The organism is Mesorhizobium sp. M0701 (assembly GCF_040320365.1).
Taxonomy (GTDB): domain Bacteria; phylum Pseudomonadota; class Alphaproteobacteria; order Rhizobiales; family Rhizobiaceae; genus Mesorhizobium.
Genome location: NZ_JAMYPO010000013.1, coordinates 44,066 through 63,252 on the forward strand (window position 1 = coordinate 44,066; position 19,187 = coordinate 63,252).

The following is a 19,187-nucleotide window of genomic DNA, read 5'->3' on the forward strand; positions in this document are numbered from 1 at the left end:
GGATCGATTCAAATTTTTGCTTGACATTTATGCTGTGACGCATATTCTTGAATCGATCCAAGAGCGGTTTTGCCCGCAGATTGGATCGATACAAGAGGAGAGTGCCATGCACCCCGTCAATTATCTGTTCGAGGACATTTACCGGAACGACTGGAGCATCCGCTCGAGCGCGGAGGCCCGCAAGGGGCGCGACAGGACCGGTCCGTGGATTCGCGACCTGCGTTTCCTCGTAGGACGCAAGCGGAGCTGATCGGCGGCCTATTTTTTGTGCCCGCTGATTGGATCGATTCAAAAAGGAAATTAAGCCATGCACCCGATCAAGCATCTGTTCGAAGACATCTATCGCAATTATTGGGGCATATCGCCGGCCACCGAACGGCCGGAGCGGCGGCGTGTGGTCAAAACGGCCAGACGCGACGGCCAAGTCCGGCCCGAACGTCGCCAAGACTGACAGAACCGGCGAATCTGGCTGCCGCGTCAAGGGCGCGGCCGCACCAGCGCCGAGGCGGCCATCATCAGCCAGCCGCCGATGAGCAACGTGCCGCCGATCGGCGCCGACATCGGGAACAGCCGCGAGCCAAGGAAGTCGCGGGCCAAAAGATCTCCCGAGAACAGCAGAAGCCCGACGAGAAGGATGAGGCTTCCGGTTCGCAGGATGCTATTGCCACCGAGCAGCCCGACGGCAAGGAAGACCGGCGCATGCAAAAGCAGGAAGGATGCGGCCGTACCGACGAAAGCGCCGCCGAGATGCGCCGCCGCCGCCGAAAGCGCCACGCCAGCCGCGCCGCATAGGCCGCCGGCAAAAACCAGAATGCGGCCGCCTGCCGCGTGTTCATCCGTGCTCATGTCCACGCCTCCGTGATTCCTGGCGACCGCCTGAGATAGTGCTGCGAACCGTGTCAGGATTTGCCGGCTTCCGCCAGCATGTCGCGCTCGCGGCGCGACTGGACCAGCCAGTTATAGGCCGCTCCGCCCGCCATCAGAATGGATGTGCCGAGAAACACCGAGCGCATACCGAAATGGCCGCCGGCAAAGCCGCCGAGCAACGGTCCGGCGACCTGCCCGACATATTGCGCCGAGATCGACAAGCCCAGCACATTGCCGCCGACCCCGTCGGGCACATTGTGGCGGATGACGCTGGTGATGCAGGGCAAAAGACCGCCAAGCGCCAGGCCCATCAGGAAACGCAGGACGACGAGTTGCCAGCCCTGGGTAACGAAGGCCTGCGGGATCAGCAGCAGCGCCGAGACGGCGAGTGCGGCAACGATGACGTTCCAGTGGCCGATACGGTCGGCGAGCTTGCCGAGCCGCGACGCCGACAGGATGGCGCCGAGCGCTGCCGCGGACATGACGATGCCGGAGACCAGCGTGACCTGGCTCTGATCTTCGATGAGCTGCTGGACATAGACGGTGATGATCGGCTCGATCGACATGGTGGCGAAACTCAACAGCATGCCGGTCGCCAGCATGGTGACGACGGGGCGCTTGTCGGGAATCTGCGACCAGCTGTCCTTCACTTTTTCTTCTGACGCGGCCTTGGCGGCAACCGGGCGAGGCGCCTCCTTGATCAGCAAGGTGGTTGCCAGAAACGCCAGGAAAATGACGCCGCCGGCGAGCAGGAATGTGGCGCGGATGCCAATCAGCGGCGGCAGCGCGCCGCCGAGCAGCGGACCGACCAGGGCACCGGCGGTGATACCGGCCGACAGCACGCCCAGCGCCCAGCCGGAGCGATCCTTCGGCGTCTGCATGGCAACCAGGATGGTCGAGCCCGAAGAATAGCCGCCGGCAAAGCCGATCAGCAGGCGCAAGAGCACCAATTGCCAGACAGTCTGCACCATGCCGGTCAGCGACATGCACAGCGCCATGCCGAAACTGGCGCGCACCAGCATCAGTTTGCGGCCGTAGCGGTCGCCTAGCCGCCCCCACAGGGGCGCGACCAGCGCGGCGGCAAGGAAGGTGGCGCCGTAGGCGACGCCCGACCACTGCACGATCGCCGCATGGCCCTCTGCGCCCAGCTGCTCGACGTAAAGCGGCAGGAAGGGCAACAGCAGCGTCATCGCTACAAGCGTGCTGAACGAGCCGGCAAAACACACGGCGAGATTGCGGCGCCAGTGGACGTTGTGCGTGGCGCGGTTGGCGTCTTGCGGCATGTCTGTCCTGTCCGGCCAGCTTGCATGAAACTTGCTGTGGATACCAATTTGGGATACCAGCTGGTATCTGTCATGAACGCAAGCCCCGTCGCTGTCAATGCGGGCCTCTCAAACATGATCGACAAAGGCCGGCGTGATCGGCCAACGCCGGCCAGTGACCCGATTGCCGGAACGAATGACCTGAACGGAACGCCAATGTCGCAGATGCAGAACGTCGAAAAGCAGCTTCGCGAGATGATCCTCGGGCTCGAGATTGGTCCCGGCGAGCGGCTGACGGAGCGCTGGGTCGAAAGCCGCTTCGGCGCCTCGCGCACGCCGGTCAGGGCTGCGTTGCTGCGGCTCGAGACCGAAGGCCTGATCTGCCGCGACGGCCGCGGCTGGACGGTCTCGCCAATCAATCTTGCCGAGCTGGAGCAGATCGCCGTCTATCGCGAGGCGGTCGAGGTCGCGGCAGTCAGGCTGACTTGCACCTTGCAGGACAGAAGTGCCGTCGAAATTATCGAGGCTATGCTCGATTCCTGCGACGACCAAACCCCGCGCGAGGAATGGCATCGTGTCGGCATGGATTTTCATATCGAGCTGGCACGCCTGTCAGGCAACGAGTTCCTGTTCAGAGCGGTTCGCGATGCGATGACGCGCCTGTCGCGCGCCCGCTGGCTCGAGGTTCGCGACGAGGCAGCGCTTGGCCGTGCCTGGGCCGAACACCATGCCATTCTGTCGGCGGTGCGGGCCGGCGATGCCGATACCGCCGCCCGCCTGCTTTCGGCCCATATCATCGGCAGCCGCGACCGGCTGGTGACCTCGGTGCGCAACGACCGGCGCGGCCTGCGCGCCCGTGGATTTGCCGTCGTCGCTTGAGTGAGGATCGGCTGCCATTGATCACGAAAAGAGCAGATGAGCGAAGAATGCTACTTTCGGTCTCGCTTCGCAAATGCCGATGGCGTAAGAGCGGCGATGGAAAACAACCGATTTGACACACCCGTGACCGTCAAGGGCGCGGCGGGAAGCAATCAGCTCTTGCGTACGGCCCGCGAGGCTTCCGACTACCTCCTCAACAATTGGCCCGGCAAGCGCAGCCCCAAGCACCGCGAAGCGTTGCAAGCCTGTCATGATGCGCTGGCCGGCGACAAGCCGGCCATGAACGCAAGACGGGCCTTCATTGCCGCCGCTCGTGAAGTGAACGTCTTCGTCAGCGACAAGGCGCCTGCCTGAGGCATAGCGGGATTTGACCGAGGCCCGGCCCGCCTGGCAGCCCGGATATCATCACTCTGCCGTTTCGGTTTTGGTTTGGGACTCGCTCTCGCCCTCGGGCTTCGATCGCTCCTTGGCTGCGACCTTGGCAGCCTGCTTTTCCGCCTTCTTGGCAGCCTTCTGCCGGTCGCGTTCCTTGCGTTCCTGACCGTAGTTCGGTGCTCGTGCCATATCGTTTCCTTTCGTTGTGCTTGGCCTTTGCCTAGGAGCATTGGACCGCAAACACAACACCGCAAGGCACGATCGGGCTCCATATCTCGGCGCAGTCCGGAGAGCCCGGCTTTTCAGGCGCCGTCGCGGTCGAGAACGAGATCGGCCGGCCCGAACCGGTCCTTTGCCGTGAATTGCTGGTGCCAGTAGGGATAGAGCACGGGCGGCCTGCTGACCACATCGAGCCGTGTGCGCTCCTCATCGGCAAGCACAAGGCTTGCAGCGGCGATATTGTCTTTGAAATGGGCTTCGGTTCGTCCGCCGATCACCAGCGAACTGACAGCGGGCCGGCCGAGCAGCCAGGCAAGCGCCACCTGCGCCGCCGACACGCCGTGATTATTGCCGATATCGATCAGCGTGTCGACGATCCGCCACAGCCGGTCCTCGTCGCGGATCGGCGGTTCCGACCAGCCGCTGAGCTGGCGGGCGGTCGGCTGGTCACGGTGGTATTTGCCGGACAGCAACCCGCCGGCAAGCGGGCTCCAGACCAGCACGCCGAGCCCTTGGTCGACCGAGATCGGCAACAATTCATACTCGGCCTCGCGCGCTTCCAACGTGTAATGGATCTGCTGGGTGACGAAGCGCGGCTGGTGATGACGGTCGCTGATCCCCAGCCCCTTCATCACTTGCCAGCCGGAATAATTGGAGCAGCCGACATAACGGACCTTGCCCTGCGCGACCAGCGTGTCGAGCGCGGCGATGGTTTCCTCAAGCGGTGTCAGGCCATCCCACTCGTGCAGGAAATAGATGTCGATGACATCCGTCCTGAGCCGCTTCAGGCTCCTCTCGCATTCGCGGATCAGATGGTAGCGCGACAGGCCTTCATCATTGGGGCCTTTGCCGATCCGCATGCGCGCCTTGGAGGCGATCAGCACGTCGCCCTTGCGCTTGCCGCCGAGCGCCTCGCCGATGATCTCTTCCGACACGCCGTTCGAATAGACGTTGGCGGTGTCGATGACATTGACGCCGGCATCGATGCAAAGGTCGATCATCCGGCGCGCCTCGTCGAGGTCGGTCTTGCCGACCGCCGAAAACGCGCCGCCGCCGCCGAACGTCATGGTGCCCATGGTCAGCGTTGAAACCTTCAGCCCGGAACGGCCGAGAGTGCGGTATTCCATGTCGTATCCTCACAATTTATCGGGAAAGGGCGTTGCAGACGACAGCCCTCAATGAACCGGCTATTTGTAGGATAATTCGTTCCGCTTGTCGCCCGTTCCGCAGGGCAAGCTCGATCACATCTTGCGGATTGAAACGCACAGCCAGCTCAGTAGTGACTGCAATAAAACCGTCATTGCCGGTCGGTCCAGCGCTTCGATTTCCGGCCGCCGGGCCGGGCGGCAGAGCGCCTGACAGCGGCCGGCAAGGCCTGTAAGCGGAGCAGCGTAAATGACCGAGATAAAACAGAATTCCCCGGCCAGGGACTGGCTGGAAGCGGAACTCGCCGACACGCTGGATGAAGACTATGAGCTGGAAATCTCGGAGCCGGCGCTGTCGATGGAGATCGCCAAGATCTACAAGAATGCACATCCGCCATCGATCGACCGCCTGCAGTATTTTCGCGATCTCATCACGCTGCAATCCGAGTTGATCAAGCTGCAGTCCTGGGTCGCCTATCACAAGAAGAAGCTCGTCGTGGTTTTCGAGGGCCGCGACTCGGCGGGCAAGGGTGGTGTTATCAAGCGCATCACCCAGAGGCTTAATCCGCGCATCTGCCGCGTCGCAGCACTTCCGGCGCCGACCGAGCGCGAGAAGTCGCAATGGTATTTCCAGCGCTACGTTCCGCATCTGCCGGCCGGCGGCGAGATCGTGCTGTTCGACCGCTCCTGGTACAACCGCTCCGGCGTCGAGCGGGTAATGGGCTTTGCCCAGCCGGATCAGGTCGAGGAGTTCTTCCGCGACGTTCCGGATTTCGAACGCATGCTGGTCCGCTCAGGCATTACGCTTGTCAAATACTGGTTTTCGATCACCGACGAGGAGCAGCAGATGCGCTTTTTGATGCGCATCCATGACCCGATGAAGCAATGGAAACTGTCGCCGATGGACCTCCAGTCGCGCGTGCGCTGGGAGCAGTACACCAAGGCCAAGGAAGAAACGTTCGCCCGCACCAATATCCCGGAAGCCCCGTGGTTCATCGTCGAGGGCAACGACAAGAAACGGGCACGGCTGAACTGCATCGACCATCTCCTCAAGCAGATGCCCTATGAGGAGGTGCCGCACGAGGAGATCACACTGCCGGAGCGCGTCTTCAATCCCGAATACGAGCGCCAGGTACTGCCGCGCGAACTGTATGTGCCGGAGAAGTACTGACTAAAGCGGCGAGGAGGGCGCCGCTCCATGGCGGCACCCTGCAACAAGCTAGGTGCGCTCGATGATGACATGCGTGGCCTTCGGCGTCGCGACCTGCTCGCTGCAGCGATAGCCGAGCTTGGGCATGTCGATGCCGGCAAAAAGGCTCTCGCCGGCGCCTAGCAGGACCGGTGAGATCGCCAGATGCATTTCGTCGATGAGCTTTTCCTTGAGATATTGCCGGATCGTAGAAACGCCGCCGCCCAGCCGTACATCCTTACCGTCAGCCACTGCCTTCGCCTTCTCCAGCGCTGAGTGGATGCCGTCGGTCACGAAATAGAAGGTCGTGCCGCCCTCCATGACAATAGGATCACGCGCATGGTGCGTGAGCACGAAGACCGGCACGTGGTAGGGTGGGTTGTCACCCCACCAGCCTTTCCAGCTGTCATCCGGCCATTCGCCGCGGATCGGCCCAAACATGTTGCGGCCGAGGATCCATGCGCCGACATTTTCGAAGCTGCGTGCCGCGAACGCCTCGTCGGTGTCCGTGGTCCCGCCATCCTTGCCGAGGACCATCTTGCGGAAGGTGCGGGTGCCGAACATCCATTCGTGCAGGGCTTCTCCGCCAACACCCAGCGGGTTCTTCAGGTCTTGGTCGGGACCGGCGCCGAAGCCGTCGATCGACAGGGTGAAAGCGCTGACGCGAAGCTTGGACATGGGAGCCTCCTCGATAACCAATTGTGACATGCAAGCAGTTATCGGGGTAGCTTAACTGATTGCATTTTGCAAGCGGTATTTTTGCTGGCGGGGCAATCGCTTCCAAATCATGTTGGAATAACCAATCTCAATGTCGGCGCCGCCCGTCATCCGCCTGCCGGCAGCTTCTCCCTGTATAGTGACGGGGAGAAGGGGCCGGCCGCAACGTCGATGTTTTTGCAACGCTGGAGATTGGTAAAATCTTTTACGAACGCGTCTTTCTCCCTGCCACTTTACGGGGAGAAATACCCGGCAGGGCAACGAGGGGCAGCGTAAACTTGAAGCGATGTCCTACGGCGTTCCATGTCGCGCTTTGGACGAACGAACACTACTCGATGTAGACGCTACAAAGGCGCATCACCCCTTGAGCATCGCCGCCACTTCCGGCGCGAAGTAGGTCAGGATGCCGTCGCAGCCGGCGCGCTTGAAGGCGAGCAGCGATTCCAGCATCGCCTTTTCGCCGTCGATCCAGCCATTGGCGGCGGCGGCCTTGATCATCGAATATTCGCCCGAGACCTGATAGGCAAAGGTCGGCATCTGCAACTCGACTTTCAGCCGGCGGATGATGTCGAGATAGGGCAGGCCGGGCTTGACCATCAGCATGTCGGCGCCCTCGGCCAGATCCTGCTCGGCCTCGCGCACCGCTTCGTCGGAATTGGCGTGATCGATATAATAGGTCTTCTTGTCGCCCTTGAGCAGGCCGGCGGTGCCGACCGCCTCACGGTAGGGGCCGTAAAAAGCGGATGCGAACTTGGTCGCATAGGACATGATCGCCACATCCTGAAATCCATTGGCGTCGAGCGCATCGCGGATGGCACCGATCCGGCCGTCCATCATGTCCGAGGGGGCAATGATGTCGGCCCCCGCCGCCGCCTGGATGACGGCCGCCGCCGTCACTTGCTCCACCGTTTCATCATTGACGATAATGCCCTCGCGCAAGATGCCGTCATGGCCATGCGAGGTGAACGGGTCAAGCGCCGCGTCGGTGATGATGCCGATCTCCGGCACCGCCCGCTTGATAGCGCGGGTGGCGCGGTTGATGATGTTTTCCGGATCGAGGATGTGCGAACCGGTCTGATCGCGCAGGCCGAGCTCCACATTGGGGAAAGTGGCGATCGCCGGAATGCCAAGCTTGGCCGCGCGCTCGGCCTCCTTGACGGCGAGGTCGAGCGACAGGCGGAACACGCCGGGCATGGCGGCGATCGGTTCGCGCACTTGTCTGCCGTCGACGACGAAGATCGGCCAAATCAGATCGTCGACCGAGAGCCGGTTCTCCTGGACAAGGCGGCGCGACCAATCGGCCTTGCGCATGCGCCGCAGACGCCGGCTGCCGGTGATCTCGTCGACGCTGCGCGCGCCGGCAGGCTTTGCAGGGGTGAATTTGTTCATCGCAAAAACTCCGGATCGGGCGGCTTTTACCACGAGCCTCCGCTGCTGACCAATGCGACACGATTGTGCCAGGGTCCTGTCGGGTGCTATTCTGGTTGGCCATTGCCCGACAGGATCTGCGCAGCACCCCGCATGGCGACGCGGAATGCCTCGTCGAAGCTGACGCCGCGCACTTGCCAATTGTAGCTCTTGCCATTCAAGGCAAGCCGCCAGTCGGCTATCCAGCCCAGTTCCTTGTCGCTCCAGACGATACTGCCGGCGAGCGCCTGGTCGGCTCCGGCCTTCCTGGCAAGCTGGTCCAGCGTCGTGATATCGGCATGGCGCAGGGCCTGGTCGTCAAGCTTCGAGGCCGACAGCAGTGACGCTTCGGGAAACACAATCGGCATGACCAGCGGACCGGTGGCATTGACGAAGGATTCGCGCATCGCCGCCCCGCGCTCATCGTCGGCGGTCAGCACGAACTGCCTTGTGCCTTGCTCCGCCGCCAGGAAAATTGCCAGGCGTGGCCGCTCGCCAAGCCATGGTTTGCTGCCAAGCGCGGCAAGCACCGGATCGATAACGTCAGGCCTGTACAGACAAGTGAGATCATGCGGCCGGTCATGGGTGCCTTGTTCGTCATGGATTGGAATGCCTTCGAGACGGTCGCGATAGCGGAATTCGGCAACGAAGCTGCCGGCCTTGTCGCGCAGCGCCGCCATCTCAGTTCTCTTCGGCAGCCGCTGATCGCCGGACACACGAACCAGCACTGCATCGAGGCAGGCCTTGAAGCCGATCTGCCTGTTGACCTCGCCCTGACCGGTGACGATGGTCTGCGATTGATAGAGCTCGTCGACGGTTTCGGCCGATACGGGAGGAGTGTTCGCAGCGATCAGGCCGACCACCATAACAGCAAGGCGCGGCAACCAAGGCATGGTTCAACCTTCCGGTTCAAAGCGCCAGCATTAGCACTGGGTGACGCCGACGACCATGCAGCGGATTGGCCGCCGCCATTGACGCGGCCATGCGCCACGCTTTAGCACTTCACTCCCGGCGGGCGCGGGGAGGGATTCTCTGGCGATGGATTTTGGCGGAGGCGACGAGATTCGCTTCGAAAGATTGGGCAGGGCTGGCGTCGTCACGCTGACGCGGCCGCAGGCGCTCAATGCCGTAACCCACCGCATGGTCAAGGCGCTGGACAAGGCGCTGCGCAGTTGGGAGCGCGACGACGGCGTCGACGTTGTCGTCGTCAAGGCCGAGGGCAGGGCATTTTCGGCGGGCGGCGACATCCTCCACATCTACGAAGCCGGCCGCGCAGGAAGGCCTCCGGTCGATTTCTTCGCCGATGAATACCGGCTGAACGCCCGCATCGCCCGCTTCAAGAAACCCTATGTCGCGGTGATCGACGGCATCGTCATGGGCGGCGGCGTAGGTATCTCCTTCCATGGTTCGCAGCGAGTGCTGACCGAAAACGCCCAGTTTGCCATGCCCGAGGTCGGCATCGGCTTTTTCCCGGATGTCGGCGCCAGCCATCTGTTGCCGGATCTCGGCGGCAGCTTCGGCATGTATCTGGCGCTGACCGGCAACCGCATCCGCTATGGCGATGCTTTGTGCTCGGGCCTCGCCACCCATACGATCAAGGCGGAGGACCAGGCCGGCTTCCTCGACCGTCTGGCGGAAAGCGGCGACCCGGAATCGGTGCTGCGCGGCTGCTTCGTCCCGGCCAGGCGCGAGACCGACAGGCCGACGCTGGAAGCCATCGCCCGGCATTTCGCGCAGCCGTCGCTGGCCGATATCGTCGCCAGTCTGGAGCGGGCAGCCGCTGCCGACGAGTTCGCGGCAAAGACGCTGGCCACCATCCGCACACGTTCACCGACCAGCCTGCATGTTGCATGGCGCCAGATTAGCGCCGGGCAGACGTTGTCGATGGACGAGTGCATGAAAATGGAGTTCCGTATCCTCAACCGCATGCTTGCCGGGCACGACTTCTATGAAGGTATCCGCGCCGCCATCATCGATAAAGGCTCGACGCCGCAATGGCGGCCGGCAGGTATCGATGACGTCAACGCCGCCAACGTCGACGCCTATTTCGCATCGCTCGGCGAACGGGAACTGAAGCTGTGAGCGAGGTCGCCTCGAGACGCGTGGTGCTGCAGCCCTCGACGATCGAGGTCATCTTCGCCTGGTTCCAGCGCGTCATCGCCGGCTACTGTCTGCTGTTCGGCATCTTGTACTGGATCCGGCTGATCGGCTTTTACCCCGGCCCGTTGTGGCGCTTCGACCTGATGCCGGTACACTGGCAGGTGGCGGCGGTGGTGCTGGCGGTGTTTTTTCCGTTCGCTGCCGCCGGCCTGTGGATGCTGGCGTCCTGGGGGCCGGTGATCTGGTTCATCTGCGCGGTGACCGAGTGCGTCATGTATGCTGGCTTCCCCGAGTTGTTCGGCCACCGGCCGCTGATCGTCGCCTCGCACCTTGCGGTGGCGCTGCTCTACATGGTGTTCCGCGTGGTGATCTGGATCCAGAAGCGGCAACCCCGGCGATAGCAATTCCGGCCAGGATCGTTGGCTAAATCTTTAGGTTAATTATCCTTGCTCGGGTGACCGTCCGTTAAGCCTCTTTCGAAACCCCTTACCGGTAAGCTCTTGTTAGCCTTGGCGTTTAAGTCGAATTTTATGAGTATTCGATAGTGTCGCGATCAAGGTGAAGAACAAAAAATCACCGGGCGACAAACGAGAGGCAAAGACAATGATCAATTCGCGTCCGGCGGCGAAGACCGCCAACGTATCCGATGACCGCCGCGAGGCGATCCGTTCGCTGTACATGGAATCGCTGCAGCTGGTCGAGCGGCTGCATCGCCGTCTGCTTGATGTGATCAAGGACGAATTCGACCGTAACGGTCGCTCCGACATCAACGCCATCCAGGCGCTGCTCCTGTTCAACATCGGCAATTCGGAGCTGACCGCCGGCGAACTGCGCTCGCGCGGCTATTATCTCGGCTCGAATGTCTCCTACAATCTGAAGAAGCTGGTCGATCTCGGCTTCATCAACCACCAGCGCTCGCGCATCGACCGCCGTTCGGTGCGGGTTTCGCTCACGCCGAAGGGCAATGAGGTGGCGGAAGTCGTCGCCGGCCTCTACGAGCGCCATGTCGGTTCGATCGAGCAGGTTGGCGGCATCAACACGGAAGAGTTCAAGCAGATGAACCGCGCCCTGCAGCGCCTGGATCGGTTCTGGAACGATACCATCGCCTACCGGATGTAATCGCATCCGCCGCATCTAGATCTGACGCTGGACTACGGAAGTGCTGCCGCGGAGTGGACCAAAGGCCGGTGCCGAAAAGCACCGGTCTTCCCGTTTCGTCAGGCCGGCCGATCCAAATTCGAGCAACAGCCACGTTGCCGCCATATTCCAATGGAACCGAAGATGCGGGTGATGCTGGGGCCAAAGCCGTGCATTTGTCCTGTGCTCAAGTCACTTCCCCTGTGGTTTTACACCGAAGTGATGCGGGCCTGGTTGGCTAATTGTTAAGAAGCCAACTCTAGAGTGCGGGCGAGACCGCCCGGTGAGTTGAATTGTAGCAAGAATGTCTGGAACGTCCATGAGAACCAGCCGCCGTTTCTTCCTTTCAGGAGCCTCCGCGCTCGCAGCCGCAATGGTCGCCGGCCGCGCCAGTGCGCAGGATGTGATCGAGGATATCCTGAAATCCTCGGCGCGCGGCAATTGGGACGACCAATTCGATGCGCGTGCCAGCGAAGGCGGCAAGGTTGCCTCGACGCTGCCGATCTTCAGCCTGCAGACGGTATCCTTCACCGAGCAGGTGATCATGCAGTATCAGAATATCGTCGCGCAAGGCGGCTGGGAGCAGGTTCCAGACACCAAGAAGCTGCAGCTTGGCGTCGAGGATCCCGATGTGGTGCCGCTGCGCAGGCGCTTGATGATATCGGGCGACCTGGCGCAGAGCGCCGGGCTCTCGGAAGCATTCGATTCTTACGTCGACTCGGCGCTCAAGCGCTTCCAGTTGCGTCACGGCTTGCCGGCCGACGGAACCACGGGCAAATATACTTTCGCGGCAATGAACGTGTCGGCGCCGGTTCGGCTTGGTCAGCTGCAGACCAATCTGCAACGGCTGCGTGAGCGGGCCGGCACGCTTGGCAACCGCTATGTTCTGGTCGACATCCCGGCGGCGCAGATCGAGGCTGTCGAGAACGACCGCGTTGTGCTGCGCCACACCGCAATCGTCGGCAAGATCGATCGCCAGACGCCGATCGTCAATTCCAAGATCAACGAAATCATCGTCAATCCGTACTGGAACGCGCCGGTCTCGATCGTGCGCAAGGACATCATTCCGCTGATGCGGAAGGACCCCAACTATCTCAAGGATAGCCATATCCGCCTGTTTGCGCCGGACGGCAGCGAGGTCGACCCAATGACGGTCGACTGGTCGACCGACGATGCCGCCAAATACCGCTTCCGCCAGGATCCCGGTTCCGGCAACGCGATGGCCTCGGTCAAGATCAATTTCCCCAGCCCGGACGGCGTCTACATGCACGACACGCCGCAGCAGAGCCTGTTCGGCAAGCTGATGCGCTTCGATTCCTCTGGCTGCGTGCGGGTTCAGAACGTGCGCGACCTCGTCACCTGGATTCTGCGCGACACGCCGGGCTGGGATCGCCAGCATTTCGAGGCGGCGATCAAGACCGGGGAGAACACGCCGGTGCAGGTCACCAATCCGGTGCCGGTTTATTTTCTCTACGTCTCGGCCTGGTCGACAGGGCCGGGCGTGGTCCAGTTCCGTGACGACATTTACGGCCTCGACGGAGCCAACGAGCTGCAGATCACATCCGCGCTCTAAGCAGTTGAGCTCATTTGCAAAAGGCCGCCGGAAGGGCGGCCTTTTTCGTTGCCGAGTCTTTCGCGGCAAGCTTTGCTGGACTGATCGCCGGCAAAAGAACGCGCGGTGCCGTATTCGGAAATCGCATCATGCATTTCGCAATGTTCATTCTGGTCGTGCTCATCTTCGTCGCCGTTTCGGGCGCGCTGGTCCGGCCGGTGCGGGTTCCGCTACCTGTGCTGCAGATCGCCATCGGCGCGGCACTGGCTTGGCCGGTGCGCGGAATGCATGTCGAGATCGATCCCGAGCTGTTTCTGCTGGTGTTCATCCCACCGCTGTTGTTCAGCGACGCCTATGGTGCGCCCAAGCGCGAACTGATCGCGCTGCGCGGGCCGATCCTCGACCTCGCCATCGGGCTGGTCTTCTTCACCATTGTCGGCTTCGGCTACGCTTTGCACTGGCTTGTCCCGAGCATCCCGCTCGTCGTCGCTTTCGCACTTGCTGCGGTGCTGTCCCCAACGGATGCGGTGGCCGTCTCCTCGATCGTCGACAAGAGCCTGGTCCCGGCCCGGCTGATGCACATCCTGGAGGGCGAGGCGCTGCTCAACGATGCGTCGGGCCTCGCGATGTTCCGCTTTGCGGTGGCAGCTGCCTTGACCGGCAGCTTCTCCTTCGTCGCGGCGTCCGTGACTTTCCTCTATGCCGTCGCTGCCGGCATCCTGGCCGGCGTGGCTGCCTTGTTCGTCGCCGCCAAGGTGCTGCAATTGCTGAACCGTATCGGCGGCGTGCCGGCCGAGGCGCAGGTGCTGGTCATGGTCCTGCTGCCGTTCATCGCCTATCTCGGCGCCGAGAATGTCGGCGCCTCGGGCATTCTGGCGGCGGTCACGGCCGGAGTGCTCACCGGCGGCTCCGGGATTTTCCGCTTTCTCGGCGTCTCGGCGCGCATACAGACCGTATCGCTGTGGACGACGCTATCCTTCGTCTTCAACGGCGCGCTGTTCATCCTGCTCGGGTTGCAGCTTCCCGAAATCATCGGCAACGTGCCGCCTGAGCTCGGCAGCCGCTATCCGGTCATCCAGCCAATCGCCACGGTGGTCGCGCTGACACTATGCCTGATCGGGCTGCGCTTCCTGTGGATCTGGGTCGGCGACATCGCGACGCGCGTCTCGGCGCGATTACGCGAGCAGAAGGCCGAGCCGTTCGGGCTGCGGGTCCGGATCGCCGGCTCTGTTGCCGGCGTGCGCGGCGCCATCACGCTGGCCGGCATCCTGTCGCTGCCGCTCACCACGCCGAATGGTTCGCCCTTTCCGGCGCGCGACGTGGTGATCTTCCTCGCCGCAGGCGTCATCATCTGCTCATTGCCAGCCTTGCCTTGCCCAAGGTGGCACGCGGGCTGGTCGAGCCGGGCGAGGATCCTGGCGCTGCCGAGGAGCGTTTTGCGCGCGTGGGCGCGGCCAAGGCCGCCATCGCCCGCATCGAGAGCATGGCCGGCGCGACCGACAGCGATGAAGGGGAAACACCCGGCGCCCGGCTTGCCGCCGCCGACAGCATCGTCGCCGGCTACCGTCGCCGCATCGCTGCCTCCGACGAGGCCGACGAGGCGCGCGCCGAGGCCCGCGAGGCCGGACGGCTGGAGCTCGAATTGAGGCTGGCGGGCATTGAGGCCGAACGCGCAGCGGTTCGCGCAATGTTTCGCAGCGGCCAGATTAACGACCATACGATGCAGGCGCTGTTCACCGAGATCACGCTCACCGAGGCCCTGCTGAAGGGCCGGCAGGCAAGGAAATAGAGGCTGCCAGTCTCTCTGGCGCAATCCGGCTAGCAAATTTCGCGCTGCAAACGTGGCGGGCCGAAAGCAACTGTGTTAATGGCGCGACAGACCCCGAACCTTGAGGATTTCAGCCCATGGCAACAGCAGCGGCAGTGTCGAACAAATTCGAATCCTTTTTCGAAACCACGCTTGCCGATGCCGACCCCGAGATTTTCGGCGCAATCCGCAACGAACTCGGCCGCCAGCGCCACGAGATCGAGCTGATTGCCTCGGAAAATATCGTCTCGCGTGCCGTGCTCGAGGCACAGGGGTCGATCATGACCAACAAATATGCCGAGGGCTATCCGGGCAAGCGCTACTACGGCGGCTGCCAATTCGTCGATGTCGCCGAGGAACTGGCCATCGAACGCGCGAAAAAGCTGTTCGGCTGCAACTTCGCCAACGTCCAGCCGAATTCCGGCAGCCAGATGAACCAGGCGGTGTTCCTAGCGTTGCTGCAGCCCGGCGACACCTTCATGGGCCTCGACCTCAATTCCGGCGGACACCTGACACATGGCTCGCCGGTCAATATGAGCGGCAAATGGTTCAAGGTCGTCTCCTATGGCGTGCGCCGGGACGATCATCTGCTCGACATGGATGCGATCGAGAAGACCGCCCATGAGACCAGGCCGAAATTGATCCTGGCCGGCGGCACAGCCTATTCACGTGTCTGGGACTGGAAGCGTTTTCGCGAGATCGCCGATTCGATCGGTGCCTATCTGATGGTCGACATGGCCCACATCGCCGGCCTGGTCGCCGGCGGCATGCATCCGTCGCCGCTGCCGCATGCCCATGTGGTCACCACCACGACGCACAAATCGCTGCGCGGGCCGCGCGGCGGCATGATCCTTTGCAATGATGAGGATATTGCCAAGAAGATGAATTCGGCCGTCTTCCCCGGCCTGCAGGGCGGACCGCTGATGCATGTCATCGCCGCCAAGGCGGTGGCTCTGGGCGAGGCGCTGAAGCCGAGCTTCAAGATCTATGCGGAGAGCGTCGTCGCCAATGCCAAGGCGCTGGCCTCCAGTCTGCAGGAAACCGGTCTCGACATCGTCTCCGGCGGCACCGACAACCATCTGATGTTGGTCGACCTGCGTCCCAAGAACGCCACCGGCAAGCGCGCCGAGGCTGCCCTTGGCCGCGCCAACATCACCTGCAACAAGAACGGCATCCCCTTCGATCCGGAAAAGCCTTTCGTGACATCGGGCGTTCGGCTCGGCACGCCGGCCGGCACCACGCGCGGCTTCGGTCAGGCCGAGTTCCGCGAGATCGGCAAGCTGATCGCCGAAGTGCTGGATGGACTGAAGGTCGCCAATTCCGACGAAGGCAATGCGGCCGTCGAGGCAACCGTGAAGGCCAAGGTGGCGACATTGACGGATCGTTTTCCGCTTTACCCGTATCTTGGTTGACGCAGGGCGTCGTTCCCCCAACTGTGACGGCGCCGATCAACTGGGCACGGCTGCATCTCGGAGACGCTTGATGATGATGCGAATTTTCCGTTTCGCCAGTGTTGGCGCTGCCTTGCTCACCTTAGCCACCTCGCCGCTACTCGGCGCGGCCTTTGCGCAGACCGAGCCGACCCCGGCAGCACCCAAGACAGAGACCTTCGGCAGTTGGTCCACCACGGTGGACGAGGTCAACACCGGCGAGGATGTGCGCAAGACCTGCGCCGCCTCGACGGTCTTTTTCGACGCTAACGGCACCAGTGGCACCCTCACGCTGGCCATCTCGAATGGCGACGTATTGCCACCCGATGGTTATCCGAGCCTCATCATCGCCGTGAGAAACAGTGACTTGCCCAAGGGCGATAACATCCCGGTGGTGTTCCGGGACGTCAACGACAAGATCAAGGCCGGTTTTCGTCTTATCGCCGACGGACAGTGGATGATAGACAACAAGTCCGAGACCACGCTCGCGGTACTGCGCGCCATGCGCCGCACCAGCGCCCTCGATGTCAGCTTCGCCGACAAGCCGGTCGCGACCATATCGATGGACGGCTTCACCAAGGCCTATCGCTATCTCGGCACGTCTTGCGGCTTCCCGACCGGCGACGTCGCGCCCTGATTGGCGGACCGCTGTCAACTGATTGCCGCTCTCGCAATTTTCCTCGCGCCTCGCTATCTCTGAAGCGCGATCGGTCATCGGCCATACTTTGCCACGGCGGCAAAAACCTCTAAGCCTTTCGCTCCACGAGAATCGCGAACCGAAGGCTCTCCATGCGCTGCCCTTATTGCCAGTCCGAAGATACGCAGGTGAAGGATTCGCGCCCTGCCGAAGACGGTGCAGCGATCCGCAGGCGGCGCGTCTGCCCGGATTGCGGCGGCCGCTTCACCACTTTCGAGCGGGTACAACTGCGCGACCTCGTCGTGGTGAAGAAGTCGGGACGCAAGGTGCCGTTCGACCGCGACAAGCTGCTGCGCTCGGTCGAGATTGCGGTACGCAAGCGCAACGTCGACCCGGAGCGCATCGACCGCGCGGTGACCGGCATCGTGCGCCAGCTCGAAAGCTCGGGCGAGACCGAGGTGGCCTCGGGGGAAGTCGGCCGGCTGGTCATGGAGGCGCTTAAGTCGCTCGATGATGTCGCCTATGTGCGCTTTGCCTCCGTCTACCGCAATTTCCGCGAGGCCAAGGATTTCCACGACGTGTTGGGCGAACTCAAAGGCGACGAGCTCAAAACCGACGAGCCCAGGGGCGAAGAGCTGAAGAGCGAAGAGGACGCCAGCTGAGCATGGCAGGGTCCGAACGCAGCACGGCTGAGCAAGAGGTCGTCGATCGCCGCTATATGGCGGCAGCCCTCAGGCTGTCGCGCAAGAATGCCGGGCGGACCTCGACCAACCCTTCCGTCGGCACGCTGATCGTGCGCGATGACGGCGACGGGCCGAGGATCGTCGGCAGCGGCGTCACCGCCGTCGGCGGCCGGCCGCATGCCGAGACCGAGGCTTTGGCAGAGGCCGGCGAACTGGCGCGCGGCGCCACCGCCTATGTAACGCTGGAGCCCTGCGCCCATCACGGCCGCACGCCGCCTTGCGCCAATGCGCTGGTCAGTGCCGGCGTGGCGCGTGTGGTCGGCGCTGCCAGCGATCCGGACCCGCGTGTTTCCGGCAAGGGCTATGCAATCTTGCGTGCCGCCGGCGTCGAAGTGGTGGAAAAAGTGTTGGCGGCCGAGGCCGCGGAGCAGATGGCCGGCTATTTAATTCGATCTCTGAAAAAACGCCCGGAAGTGATCCTGAAACTTGCGCTTTCGAGCGACAACAAGATCGGCGTGAAAGGCGAGGGACAGGTCTCCATCACCGGCGATATTGCGCGGCGCGAAGTCTATCTGATGCGCGCCGAAGCCGATGGCATATTGATCGGCATCGGCACCGCATTGGAGGACGATCCGGCGCTGACGGTTCGGCTTCCGGGACTGGAGAGCCGTTCGCCGGCGCGCATCGTACTCGACCGTCAGATCAGGCTACCCGAGACTTCGAAACTGGTCGCCGGCGTCGACCGTGTGCCGCTCTATGTCGCTGCCTGCGCCGAGGCCGATCCGCACCGGCGCGCCGCGCTCGAACGCGCCGGCGTTCGCTTCATCGGTACTGAGACCTATGAAGGCGATATTGCGCTGCCGGAACTGCTCGAGGACCTGGCGGCGCTCGGCATGGCAAGCGTCCTGGTCGAGGGCGGCGCGAGGGTGGCCAAGGCGTTCCTCGACGAACAACTGGTCGATCGTATCGTGCTGTTTCAGGGGCCGGGCGCGATCGGCGAGGGCGGCATTGTATCGCCGATCGATGCCAACAATATCCCGCCGGGATTTCGCAAATTGCGCAACATGCGTTTCGGCGAAGATACATATGCGGAATGGATAAGAGACATCTAGGACCGAACTGATGTTCACGGGGCCAAACTAATGTTCACTGGAATCGTCACCGATGTCGGCACTGTCGCTGCCGTGAAGCCGCTCAGGGAAGGCGTCGGTTTGCGTATCGACACCGCTTACGATCCGCAGACCATTGCCATCGGCGCCTCGATTTCCTGCGGCGGCGTCTGCCTGACGGTAACGGGATTGCCGGAAGATGGCGCCAACGCACGTTGGTTCGAGGTCGAGGCCTGGGAAGAGGCCCTCAGGCTGACGACCGCGATGGGCTGGAAATCAGGCACGCGCATCAACCTGGAGCGGGCTCTGAAGATCGGCGACGAGCTTGGCGGCCATATAGTGTCCGGCCACGTCGACGGCATGGCCGAGATCGTGGCGCGTAAGGAAGAGGGCGACGCCGTTCGCTTCACCCTGGAAGCATCGCGCGAGCTTGCCAAATTCATCGCCCCCAAGGGTTCCGTCGCGCTCGACGGCACTTCGCTCACCGTCAACAAGGTCGAGGGCACCCGCTTCGACGTGCTGTTGATCCACCATTCGCTGACCGTCACCACCTGGGGCGAACGCCAGGTCGGCGATCGCGTCAACCTTGAGATCGACACCATGGCCCGCTACGCGGCGCGACTGGTGGAGGCGGCGAAGGAGGGGCTTTGAGGCGCTCGTCCATAAAGCCCA

The 19,187-nt window shown here is 62.7% G+C and carries 22 protein-coding genes and 1 pseudogene; 15 read left to right on the plus strand and 8 right to left on the minus strand.

Annotated features, from left to right (window positions below):
• Window positions 1–106 precede the first annotated feature (106 nt).
• Together NKI24_RS15065 and NKI24_RS15070 are read left to right on the plus strand one after the other, a co-directional pair.
• Window positions 107–250, plus strand: coding sequence for a hypothetical protein (locus tag NKI24_RS15065; RefSeq protein ID WP_352472030.1), 144 nt, complete (start codon window positions 107–109; stop codon window positions 248–250).
• 57 nt (window positions 251–307) lie between these two features.
• Window positions 308–451: a hypothetical protein gene (locus tag NKI24_RS15070; RefSeq protein ID WP_352746316.1), complete on the plus strand. Its 144-nt coding sequence runs from the start codon at window positions 308–310 to the stop codon at window positions 449–451.
• A gap of 26 nt (window positions 452–477) precedes the next feature.
• On the opposite strand, the gene NKI24_RS15075 is transcribed toward NKI24_RS15070, so the two are convergent.
• Both NKI24_RS15075 and NKI24_RS15080 read right to left on the minus strand, forming a co-directional pair.
• Window positions 478–846 (minus strand): DUF423 domain-containing protein, encoded by a 369-nt coding sequence (locus tag NKI24_RS15075; RefSeq protein WP_352472028.1) that lies wholly within the window; start codon window positions 844–846, stop codon window positions 478–480.
• Window positions 847–899: 53 nt separating this feature from the next.
• A complete protein-coding gene (locus NKI24_RS15080) occupies window positions 900–2,150 on the minus strand; it encodes a multidrug efflux MFS transporter (RefSeq protein ID WP_352746318.1) in 1,251 nt (416 codons plus the stop codon).
• 195 nt (window positions 2,151–2,345) lie between these two features.
• Here NKI24_RS15080 and NKI24_RS15085 point away from each other — a divergent pair, with 195 nt between their 5' ends.
• Together NKI24_RS15085 and NKI24_RS15090 are read left to right on the plus strand one after the other, a co-directional pair.
• On the plus strand, window positions 2,346–3,008 hold the full coding sequence (locus NKI24_RS15085) for a GntR family transcriptional regulator (protein ID WP_352746321.1): 663 nt from the start codon (window positions 2,346–2,348) through the stop codon (window positions 3,006–3,008).
• Window positions 3,009–3,104: 96 nt separating this feature from the next.
• Entirely contained in the window at window positions 3,105–3,362 is a 258-nt protein-coding gene (locus NKI24_RS15090) for a DUF982 domain-containing protein (protein WP_023674477.1), read from the plus strand.
• 51 nt (window positions 3,363–3,413) lie between these two features.
• On the opposite strand, the gene NKI24_RS15095 is transcribed toward NKI24_RS15090, so the two are convergent.
• Together NKI24_RS15095 and NKI24_RS15100 are read right to left on the minus strand one after the other, a co-directional pair.
• Window positions 3,414–3,572, minus strand: coding sequence for a hypothetical protein (locus tag NKI24_RS15095; protein ID WP_254817539.1), 159 nt, complete (start codon window positions 3,570–3,572; stop codon window positions 3,414–3,416).
• A gap of 113 nt (window positions 3,573–3,685) precedes the next feature.
• A complete protein-coding gene (locus NKI24_RS15100) occupies window positions 3,686–4,729 on the minus strand; it encodes an aldo/keto reductase (RefSeq protein ID WP_352472022.1) in 1,044 nt (347 codons plus the stop codon).
• Window positions 4,730–4,997: 268 nt separating this feature from the next.
• Here NKI24_RS15100 and ppk2 point away from each other — a divergent pair, with 268 nt between their 5' ends.
• Window positions 4,998–5,918 carry a polyphosphate kinase 2 gene (ppk2, locus tag NKI24_RS15105; RefSeq protein WP_352472021.1) on the plus strand — a complete coding sequence of 307 codons (921 nt, stop codon included), beginning with the start codon at window positions 4,998–5,000 and terminating at the stop codon, window positions 5,916–5,918.
• A 48-nt stretch (window positions 5,919–5,966) separates the two neighbouring features.
• Here ppk2 and NKI24_RS15110 read toward each other — a convergent pair whose 3' ends face one another.
• The 3 genes from NKI24_RS15110 to NKI24_RS15120 form a co-directional block, all read right to left on the minus strand.
• Window positions 5,967–6,614: a dihydrofolate reductase family protein gene (locus NKI24_RS15110; protein WP_352472020.1), complete on the minus strand. Its 648-nt coding sequence runs from the start codon at window positions 6,612–6,614 to the stop codon at window positions 5,967–5,969.
• Window positions 6,615–7,010: 396 nt separating this feature from the next.
• On the minus strand, window positions 7,011–8,042 hold the full coding sequence (gene hemB / locus NKI24_RS15115) for a porphobilinogen synthase (protein ID WP_352542426.1): 1,032 nt from the start codon (window positions 8,040–8,042) through the stop codon (window positions 7,011–7,013).
• 86 nt (window positions 8,043–8,128) lie between these two features.
• Window positions 8,129–8,953, minus strand: coding sequence for a DUF8605 domain-containing protein (locus tag NKI24_RS15120; RefSeq protein WP_352472018.1), 825 nt, complete (start codon window positions 8,951–8,953; stop codon window positions 8,129–8,131).
• A 145-nt stretch (window positions 8,954–9,098) separates the two neighbouring features.
• Between NKI24_RS15120 and NKI24_RS15125 the strand changes: the two genes are divergently transcribed.
• The 4 genes from NKI24_RS15125 (at window position 9,099) to NKI24_RS15140 (ending at window position 12,870) form a co-directional block, all read left to right on the plus strand.
• Window positions 9,099–10,142, plus strand: coding sequence for an enoyl-CoA hydratase/isomerase family protein (locus NKI24_RS15125; protein WP_352746326.1), 1,044 nt, complete (start codon window positions 9,099–9,101; stop codon window positions 10,140–10,142).
• Window positions 10,139–10,561 (plus strand): DUF6163 family protein, encoded by a 423-nt coding sequence (locus NKI24_RS15130; RefSeq protein ID WP_352746329.1) that lies wholly within the window; start codon window positions 10,139–10,141, stop codon window positions 10,559–10,561. Before NKI24_RS15125 ends, NKI24_RS15130 begins: the two co-directional genes overlap by 4 nt.
• A gap of 202 nt (window positions 10,562–10,763) precedes the next feature.
• Window positions 10,764–11,279, plus strand: coding sequence for a transcriptional regulator LdtR (ldtR, locus tag NKI24_RS15135; protein ID WP_023674486.1), 516 nt, complete (start codon window positions 10,764–10,766; stop codon window positions 11,277–11,279).
• A 337-nt stretch (window positions 11,280–11,616) separates the two neighbouring features.
• A complete protein-coding gene (locus NKI24_RS15140) occupies window positions 11,617–12,870 on the plus strand; it encodes a L,D-transpeptidase family protein (protein ID WP_352746331.1) in 1,254 nt (417 codons plus the stop codon).
• On the opposite strand, the gene NKI24_RS15145 is transcribed toward NKI24_RS15140, so the two are convergent.
• The gene (locus NKI24_RS15145; protein ID WP_352449299.1) at window positions 12,867–13,004 is read right to left on the minus strand and encodes a hypothetical protein; all 138 of its coding nucleotides are present in this window, start codon (window positions 13,002–13,004) and stop codon (window positions 12,867–12,869) included. The genes NKI24_RS15140 and NKI24_RS15145 overlap by 4 nt on opposite strands.
• Between NKI24_RS15145 and NKI24_RS15150 the strand changes: the two are divergent.
• The 6 genes and pseudogenes from NKI24_RS15150 to NKI24_RS15175 all read left to right on the plus strand — a co-directional run bounded on the left by NKI24_RS15150 (window position 12,999) and on the right by NKI24_RS15175 (window position 19,166).
• Window positions 12,999–14,638: pseudogene (locus NKI24_RS15150) on the plus strand (Na+/H+ antiporter). The gene NKI24_RS15145 and the pseudogene NKI24_RS15150 sit on opposite strands and share 6 nt — an antisense overlap.
• Before the next feature lie 116 nt (window positions 14,639–14,754).
• Window positions 14,755–16,068, plus strand: coding sequence for a serine hydroxymethyltransferase (glyA, locus tag NKI24_RS15155; protein ID WP_352681642.1), 1,314 nt, complete (start codon window positions 14,755–14,757; stop codon window positions 16,066–16,068).
• Between the two features lie 76 nt (window positions 16,069–16,144).
• Entirely contained in the window at window positions 16,145–16,723 is a 579-nt protein-coding gene (locus NKI24_RS15160) for an invasion associated locus B family protein (protein ID WP_502898579.1), read from the plus strand.
• Window positions 16,724–16,875: 152 nt separating this feature from the next.
• Window positions 16,876–17,385: a transcriptional regulator NrdR gene (nrdR, locus tag NKI24_RS15165; RefSeq protein WP_023674492.1), complete on the plus strand. Its 510-nt coding sequence runs from the start codon at window positions 16,876–16,878 to the stop codon at window positions 17,383–17,385.
• A gap of 2 nt (window positions 17,386–17,387) precedes the next feature.
• Entirely contained in the window at window positions 17,388–18,518 is a 1,131-nt protein-coding gene (gene ribD, locus NKI24_RS15170) for a bifunctional diaminohydroxyphosphoribosylaminopyrimidine deaminase/5-amino-6-(5-phosphoribosylamino)uracil reductase RibD (RefSeq protein WP_352449303.1), read from the plus strand.
• 30 nt (window positions 18,519–18,548) lie between these two features.
• The gene (locus tag NKI24_RS15175; RefSeq protein ID WP_352746335.1) at window positions 18,549–19,166 is read left to right on the plus strand and encodes a riboflavin synthase; all 618 of its coding nucleotides are present in this window, start codon (window positions 18,549–18,551) and stop codon (window positions 19,164–19,166) included.
• Window positions 19,167–19,187 lie beyond the last annotated feature (21 nt).

Bases quoted from the DNA above. Each gene is read 5' to 3' on its own strand.
- ldtR (WP_023674486.1), top strand. From the start codon at position 10,764: ATGATCAATTCGCGTCCGGCGGCGAAGACCGCCAACGTATCCGATGAC.
- NKI24_RS15100 (WP_352472022.1), bottom strand. From the start codon at position 4,729: ATGGAATACCGCACTCTCGGCCGTTCCGGGCTGAAGGTTTCAACGCTG.
- NKI24_RS15140 (WP_352746331.1), top strand. From the start codon at position 11,617: ATGAGAACCAGCCGCCGTTTCTTCCTTTCAGGAGCCTCCGCGCTCGCA.
- NKI24_RS15145 (WP_352449299.1), bottom strand. From the start codon at position 13,004: ATGCATGATGCGATTTCCGAATACGGCACCGCGCGTTCTTTTGCCGGC.
- NKI24_RS15065 (WP_352472030.1), top strand. From the start codon at position 107: ATGCACCCCGTCAATTATCTGTTCGAGGACATTTACCGGAACGACTGG.
- ppk2 (WP_352472021.1), top strand. From the start codon at position 4,998: ATGACCGAGATAAAACAGAATTCCCCGGCCAGGGACTGGCTGGAAGCG.
- NKI24_RS15070 (WP_352746316.1), top strand. From the start codon at position 308: ATGCACCCGATCAAGCATCTGTTCGAAGACATCTATCGCAATTATTGG.
- NKI24_RS15080 (WP_352746318.1), bottom strand. From the start codon at position 2,150: ATGCCGCAAGACGCCAACCGCGCCACGCACAACGTCCACTGGCGCCGC.
- NKI24_RS15085 (WP_352746321.1), top strand. From the start codon at position 2,346: ATGTCGCAGATGCAGAACGTCGAAAAGCAGCTTCGCGAGATGATCCTC.
- glyA (WP_352681642.1), top strand. From the start codon at position 14,755: ATGGCAACAGCAGCGGCAGTGTCGAACAAATTCGAATCCTTTTTCGAA.
- hemB (WP_352542426.1), bottom strand. From the start codon at position 8,042: ATGAACAAATTCACCCCTGCAAAGCCTGCCGGCGCGCGCAGCGTCGAC.
- NKI24_RS15090 (WP_023674477.1), top strand. From the start codon at position 3,105: ATGGAAAACAACCGATTTGACACACCCGTGACCGTCAAGGGCGCGGCG.
- NKI24_RS15095 (WP_254817539.1), bottom strand. From the start codon at position 3,572: ATGGCACGAGCACCGAACTACGGTCAGGAACGCAAGGAACGCGACCGG.
- NKI24_RS15120 (WP_352472018.1), bottom strand. From the start codon at position 8,953: ATGCCTTGGTTGCCGCGCCTTGCTGTTATGGTGGTCGGCCTGATCGCT.
- NKI24_RS15125 (WP_352746326.1), top strand. From the start codon at position 9,099: ATGGATTTTGGCGGAGGCGACGAGATTCGCTTCGAAAGATTGGGCAGG.
- NKI24_RS15160 (WP_502898579.1), top strand. From the start codon at position 16,145: ATGCGAATTTTCCGTTTCGCCAGTGTTGGCGCTGCCTTGCTCACCTTA.
- nrdR (WP_023674492.1), top strand. From the start codon at position 16,876: ATGCGCTGCCCTTATTGCCAGTCCGAAGATACGCAGGTGAAGGATTCG.
- NKI24_RS15075 (WP_352472028.1), bottom strand. From the start codon at position 846: ATGAGCACGGATGAACACGCGGCAGGCGGCCGCATTCTGGTTTTTGCC.
- NKI24_RS15175 (WP_352746335.1), top strand. From the start codon at position 18,549: ATGTTCACTGGAATCGTCACCGATGTCGGCACTGTCGCTGCCGTGAAG.
- NKI24_RS15110 (WP_352472020.1), bottom strand. From the start codon at position 6,614: ATGTCCAAGCTTCGCGTCAGCGCTTTCACCCTGTCGATCGACGGCTTC.
- ribD (WP_352449303.1), top strand. From the start codon at position 17,388: ATGGCAGGGTCCGAACGCAGCACGGCTGAGCAAGAGGTCGTCGATCGC.